This is a genomic window from Mycobacterium sp., from assembly GCF_025933915.1.
In the GTDB taxonomy this organism is placed as follows: domain Bacteria; phylum Actinomycetota; class Actinomycetes; order Mycobacteriales; family Mycobacteriaceae; genus Mycobacterium.
In genome coordinates this window covers 1-6,104 of record NZ_JAICZA010000219.1, presented here as the reverse complement: position 1 = coordinate 6,104, position 6,104 = coordinate 1, and the positions used below count along the sequence as shown (strand labels likewise).

5 protein-coding genes and 2 pseudogenes are annotated in these 6,104 nt (G+C 67.7%); 1 reads left to right on the top strand and 6 read right to left on the bottom strand.

Annotated elements, in window-relative coordinates; all coding sequences use genetic code 11:
- The 4 genes and pseudogenes from Q0W90_RS22530 to Q0W90_RS22515 all read right to left on the bottom strand — a co-directional run.
- Window positions 1-84, bottom strand: a pseudogene (locus Q0W90_RS22530) (YraN family protein); the annotation flags it as partial.
- 131 nt (window positions 85-215) lie between these two features.
- Window positions 216-1,037 carry a formate dehydrogenase accessory sulfurtransferase FdhD gene (gene fdhD / locus Q0W90_RS22525; RefSeq protein ID WP_297601083.1) on the bottom strand — a complete coding sequence of 274 codons (822 nt, stop codon included), beginning with the start codon at window positions 1,035-1,037 and terminating at the stop codon, window positions 216-218.
- Window positions 1,037-3,394: an FdhF/YdeP family oxidoreductase gene (locus Q0W90_RS22520; protein WP_297776726.1), complete on the bottom strand. Its 2,358-nt coding sequence runs from the start codon at window positions 3,392-3,394 to the stop codon at window positions 1,037-1,039. Before Q0W90_RS22520 ends, fdhD begins: the two co-directional genes overlap by 1 nt.
- Before the next feature lie 54 nt (window positions 3,395-3,448).
- A complete protein-coding gene (locus tag Q0W90_RS22515; RefSeq protein WP_297601088.1) occupies window positions 3,449-4,438 on the bottom strand; it encodes an NAD-dependent epimerase/dehydratase family protein in 990 nt (329 codons plus the stop codon).
- Window positions 4,439-4,575: 137 nt separating this feature from the next.
- Between Q0W90_RS22515 and Q0W90_RS22510 the strand changes: the two genes are divergently transcribed.
- Window positions 4,576-5,346, top strand: coding sequence for a GAF and ANTAR domain-containing protein (locus tag Q0W90_RS22510; RefSeq protein ID WP_297601090.1), 771 nt, complete (start codon window positions 4,576-4,578; stop codon window positions 5,344-5,346).
- A gap of 7 nt (window positions 5,347-5,353) precedes the next feature.
- Here the strand turns inward: Q0W90_RS22510 and Q0W90_RS22505 are convergent, their stop codons facing one another.
- Window positions 5,354-5,659: a DUF2469 domain-containing protein gene (locus Q0W90_RS22505; protein ID WP_003875077.1), complete on the bottom strand. Its 306-nt coding sequence runs from the start codon at window positions 5,657-5,659 to the stop codon at window positions 5,354-5,356.
- Window positions 5,660-5,726: 67 nt separating this feature from the next.
- Window positions 5,727-6,104: pseudogene (locus tag Q0W90_RS22500) on the bottom strand (ribonuclease HII); the annotation flags it as partial.

Here is a 6,104-nt window from a genome sequence, read left to right as displayed (position 1 = left end):
TCCCGCCCGCGTCAGATGATCCACGGCGAGCGCCTCGCCCATCGCTCCCAGCTGGATCCGGGTCATCGTCGTTTCTGTCGTCATGCGAGCCACCGTGCCCGGCGGTCCCGACGGGGCGGGCCACCGCCGTCGCCTGCACCCGCCGCACCGGCCGGTTATCCCCAGTGCGGCATCCATCCACAGCCGACGGCGCGGCGCCCGAAGCCGCCATCGGACTACGTGATGCGGTCGGCCCTGGTGTAGATGTTCATCGAGTCCTCCCGCAAGAACGCCACCAGGGTGAGACCGGACTCCTCGGCCAGCGACACGGCCAGCGACGACGGCGCGGACACGGCGGCCAGCACCGGAATCCCCGCCATCACGGCCTTCTGGGTCAGCTCAAAGGATGCCCGTCCGCTGACCAGCAACACCGAGGCTTCCAGCGGTAACCGCTGATGCTCCAATGCCCAGCCGATCACCTTGTCGACCGCGTTGTGCCTGCCGACGTCCTCGCGCACCACCAGCATCTGACCGTCGACCTCGAACAGCGCCGCCGCGTGCAGTCCCCCGGTGCTGTCGAAAACCTTTTGCGAGGAACGAAGTTGGTCGGGCATCGCCTGCAGCGCGCTCGCCGCGACGGTGGCGGGATCGGCGCCCGGGGTGAACCGGCTGATCAACCGCACCGCATCCAGCGAAGCCTTGCCACACACTCCGCACGACGAGGTGGTGTAGAAATTGCGGGTGACATCGAGGTCGGGTGGGGGAATGCCCGGCGCCAGCGTCACGTCCAGAACGTTGTAACTGTTCACGCCGTCATCGTCGCGGCCCGCGCAGTAGCGGATGCTGTGCACATCGTCGCGGCCGCCGATGACCCCTTCGGTGAGCAAAAAGCCTTGGGCGAGTTCGATATCCGATCCCGGCGTGCGCATCGTCACGGTGACCGCCGCGCCGTCGACCCGGATCTCCAACGGCTCCTCGACGACCAGGGTTTCCGACCGGGTGATCGCCTTCTCGGCCCGCAGATGCGTCACCCGCCGACGCGCCGTTACGTGCCCCACTACGCGATTTCATCGCCGGCGACGGGCGACGCGGCCGCGGCCGGCTCAACCCGGATTATGACGGCTTTCGACACCGGGGTGTTCGATTTTGCTGCCGTGTGATCCAGTGGGACGAGCGAGTTTGTCTCCGGATAGTAGGCTGCGGCATTGCCGACCGGAGTGGAATACGCCACCACCAGAAAGTCTTTCGCGCGCCGCTCCTGAAGGTGTCCGTCGGCGCCCGTCCACTCCGACACCAAGTCGACCCGGCCGCCCGCAATCAGGCCCAGGGCTTCGATGTCGGCGGGGTTGATGAACACCACGCGACGCCCGCCCTTCACGCCGCGATAACGGTCATCGAGGCCGTAGATCGTGGTGTTGTACTGGTCGTGGCTGCGCAATGTCTGCAGCACCAGCCGGCCGGGAGGAACCGGCACCCACTGCAATGGGTTGATGGCGAAGTTGGCTCGCCCTGTGCTGGTGTGGAATTCGCGTGTGTCACGTGGCGGATGGGGAAGCTGGAACCCGTCTGGCTGACGCACCTTGCGGTTGTAATCGGCGCAGCCGGGGACCACCGCGGCGATCGCATCGCGAATGGTGTCGTAGTCGGCCGCGAATTTTTCCCACGGAACCGGGTGCGCCGCACCAAGAATCGTACGCGCCAGCTGGCAGACGATTTCCACCTCGCTGCGCACCTGGTCGCTCGGCGGGCGCAGGCTGCCGCGTGACAAATGCACCATTGACATCGAATCCTCAACCGAGACAACCTGTTTCCTCCCACCACGAATGTCACGGTCGGTGCGCCCGAGTGTCGGCAGGATCAGCGCGGAGTTCCCGTGCACGAGGTGGCTGCGGTTGAGTTTGGTCGAGATCTGCACGGTCAGAGCGCAATTGCGCAAGGCAGCCTCGGTGACGACCGTATCGGGGGTCGCTGACGCGAAGTTGCCACCCATACCCACGAACACCTTCGCCCGTCCGTCGCGCATCGCCCGGATCGCGGCCACGGTGTCATACCCGTGCTTGCGGGGAGTGGTGATGCCAAACCGGCTATCCAACGCGGCCAGAAACTCCTCCGGCATCTGCTCCCAGATGCCCATCGTGCGGTCGCCCTGCACGTTGGAATGCCCACGGACGGGGCAGACTCCCGCGCCCGGCTTGCCGATCATGCCGCGCAGCAGCAGCACATTGGTGATCTCGCCGATGGTGGCGACGGCGTGGGTGTGCTGGGTCAGGCCCATCGCCCAGCACACCACCGTCCGCCGCGACGCGCTCAGCATGGCGGCGACGCGTTCGAGCTGCTGCCGTTCGATGCCGGTGGCGGCGAACACGTCGTCGAGGTCGATGCCGGCGGTGCGGCGCCGGTACTCGTCGAACCCGGCGCAATGCGCCTCGACGAATGCGGTGTCGATGACGGTTCCCGGGGCCCGATCGTCGGCCTCCAGCAGCAGTCTGCCCAGCCCGGCGAACAGCGCCATGTCACCGCCGAGACGGATCTGCACGAATTCGTCGGCGACCGGGATGCCCTTCCCGACGACGCCGTGCACCTTCTGCGGGTCCTTGAAACGGATCAACCCGGCCTCGGGCAGCGGGTTCACCGCAATGATCTTGGCGCCGTTGGCTTTTGCCTTCTCCAAGACCGACAGCATCCGCGGGTGGTTGGTGCCCGGGTTTTGCCCGGCGATCACGATCAGGTCGGCAAGCTCGACGTCCTCGACGGTGACCGAACCCTTTCCGATTCCGATCGACTCGGTGAGCGCCGAGCCCGTGGACTCGTGACACATGTTGGAGCAGTCCGGGAGGTTGTTGGTGCCGAAGCACCGAACCAACAGCTGGTAGCAGAAAGCGGCCTCGTTGCTGGTGCGGCCCGAGGTGTAGAACACGGCCTCATCGGGGCTGCCCAGGCCGCCCAGCTCCTCGGCGATCAACCGATAGGCGGCGTCCCAGCCGATCGGGCGGTAATGGTCGTCGCCGGGGCGCAACACCATGGGATGGGCGAGCCTGCCCTGCTGGGACAGCCAATACTCGGGCTTTGCCGACAGCTCAGCGATCGAGTGCCGGGCGAAGAATTCCGGTGTGACGGTACGTTTGGTGGCCTCCTCGGCGACGGCCTTGGCGCCGTTCTCGCAGAACTCGGCCACCTTTCGCCCACCGTGCTCCTCGGGCCACGCGCAGCCCGGGCAGTCGAAACCGTTGCGCTGGTTGAGCCGCGCCAGCGCCGCCGCGGTGCGCAGCGCGCCCATCTGCTCGAACCCCCGCTGCAGCGAGACCATCACCGCCCGAACACCCGCCGCCTCGCGCTTACGCGGCGTGACGGTGACCGCGTGTTCGTCGTAATCGGCAGCAGCAGGCCCGGACACGGCCCAACGGTGAGACCTCACCGCATCAAATTACCGCGTTGCGGGCCGGCGGCGCGCACGCCGCCTCAGACCACCTCAGACCGCACTAGCCAGCGCGGTCAACGCCTGCGCCGAGGAGTGGACGGGTCGCCAGCCCAGTTGGGTCTTGGCCTTGGTGGTGTCCATAACCATCGACGTGCGCGCGGTGTGCAGCCATTCCAGCATGGACGGCACCCGCGGCACCCGCGAAATGGCCGCCGAGGCCGCCGAGGCCGCGACGGCCGGAACCCGTACCGGGCGCCCACCCAGCGCCTTGGCCACGTCGGCCACCGACACGACGCCGTCACCGGCGATGTTGTAGGCCCCCGGCTGCGCCGGGGCGGTCGCCGCCAGCGCGATCGCGGACGCGACATCGTCGTGGTGAACCAGTTGCAGCGGGAAGCCCGGGTCCGGGACCACCGGCTTCAGCATCGGAACGGCCCTGAGTGCCTTGACAATCGCGCGCACGGGGCCGGGCAGCTGATTCCACGGCATGGCGTCGGCCAGGGCGGTGGCGTTGGGCCCGGCGACCACACACGGCCGCAAGACGAACACCTCCAGCGGCGAATCCTGGGTGATGTCGACGAGCATCGACTCGCATGCGGCTTTCTGCGCGGAGTAGTAGTGCTCGGCGGACCCCCGCGCCGGCACGTCCTCGGTCAGCGGGACGGGGTTGTCGGAGTGGTAGCCGTAGGCCGCCACCGACGAGGTGTACACCAGGCGCCGCGGCTGCTCGGCGGCCACCGTCGCTTCGAAGACGTTGCGGGTGCCGTGCAGGTTGACGCGGGCGCTCTCGTCGCGCGAACCCATGATGATGAAGGCCAGATGGACCACCACGTCGGCCTGTGCGACCAGGGCATCGACGGCCTCGCGGTCCACAATGTCGCCCTGCTGATAGGTGGTCTTCACCCAGCCACGGGACGACGGGTCAAACGGCCGGCGAGCCATCCCGATGACGGCGTCGACGGCCGGTTCGCGCTCCAGCGCCGTCACCGCGGAGATACCGATCTCCCCGGTGGGTCCGGTCACCGCGACGGTCACACCCATTTAGACGTCCTTCCCTCCCCCGGTCGGCCGAAACTGTGCAGCCGGACCAAACCGCGTGCAAGGGTGGGGTCGGCGGCCGATAATCTACGGCGATCGACCGGCCACACCGCCGACACCGCAGGAATCGAGGCAACAGCATGGCGGACGACCCGAAAGCCGGCGCGGACGCGCTTTCGACGGGTGGAGAGAAAGCCGACCCCGCGACGGTTTTCGCGGCTCTGGCCGAGATCATCTATCGGGGCTCGGAGGCCAACGAGATGTATGCCGCCATCTGCGTCGCCGCCACCCTCGCCATCCGCGGCTGCGACCACGCCAGCCTGATGGTGCGCGAGAACGAGCAATACGTCACCGTCGGAGCCAGTGACCGGCTCGCGCAGCAGGTCGACGAGCTGGAACGGCGCGCGGGCGACGGCCCGTGCATCGACGCGATCGAGGAGGAGACGCCCCAGATCGACCCGGACCTGACCACGCCGTCGCTGTGGCCCCAGCTGGCGTCGATCCTGGTCGCGGAGACTCCGGTGCGGGGCGCGATGGGATTCCGGCTCCTCGTCGACAAACGCAAAGGTGCTGCGCTCAATCTGTTCAGCGACACCCCGAACACGTTCGACGCCGAGTCCGCCGGGCAAGCGGCGGTGCTGGCCGCCTTCGCCAGCGTCGCCATCAACGCCGTCGCCAAGGGGGACGACGCCGCCAGCCTGCGGCGCGGGCTGCTGAGCAACCGCGAGATCGGCAAGGCGGTCGGCATGCTGATGACGCTGCACGACATGGGCGAGGACGAGGCGTTCGACCTGCTGCGCCGCCACTCCCAGGCGCTGAACATCAAGCTGGCCGAGGTCGCGCGCGCGGTCATCGACCAGCGCGGTCAGCTGCCCGCGCCCACGGAGACCGAGCTTCCTCCGAACGCCTGAGCGGCGGCTATTCGGGAAGCCGCAGCTCGGGCTTCTCGACCTCTTCGATGTTGACGTCCTTGAAGGTGACCACGCGCACCTGCTTGACGAACCGCGCGGGCCGGTACATGTCCCACACCCAGGCGTCCGACAACCGCAGCTCGAAGTAGACCTCGCCGTCGGCGTTGCGCGGCGTCATCTCCACGCTGTTGGCCAGGTAGAAACGCCGTTCGGTTTCCACGACGTAGCTGAACTGGCCGACGATGTCCTTGTATTCGCGGTACAGCGAGAGCTCCATCTCGGTTTCATACTTTTCGAGATCTTCTGCGCTCATCTGCCACTCATCTGCTCAGACGTCCTTCTCCCACACGATGGTCCGGGAATCCTGGTCCTATCTTTCCTCACCGATATCCGTCGCGCTGCAGCGGTGGGTCCGGTGCGCAGTCCGCCACCAGCCTGGCACCCGACCCGTTCGCGACGCGCCGCACGTTGATGAACGAATAACGATGCTCGGGGCAGGGGCCCAGCCGCGCCAGCGCCGTGCTGTGCGCCGGCGTGCTGTAGCCCTTGTGCAGGGCGAAGCCGTAACCGGGGTGATCGGAATCCATGGCGACCATCAGCCGGTCCCGGCTGACCTTGGCCAGCACGCTGGCCGCCGCGATACACGCCGCGACCGCGTCGCCACCGATGACCGGCAGCGACGGGACCGCCAAACCGGGCACCCGGAAACCGTCGCTCAGCACATAGCCGGGCCGCACGGACAGCCCGGCGACGGCGCG

Bases quoted from the DNA above. Each gene is read 5' to 3' on its own strand.
- Q0W90_RS22505 (WP_003875077.1), bottom strand. From the start codon at position 5,659: ATGAGCGCAGAAGATCTCGAAAAGTATGAAACCGAGATGGAGCTCTCG.
- Q0W90_RS22510 (WP_297601090.1), top strand. From the start codon at position 4,576: ATGGCGGACGACCCGAAAGCCGGCGCGGACGCGCTTTCGACGGGTGGA.
- Q0W90_RS22515 (WP_297601088.1), bottom strand. From the start codon at position 4,438: ATGGGTGTGACCGTCGCGGTGACCGGACCCACCGGGGAGATCGGTATC.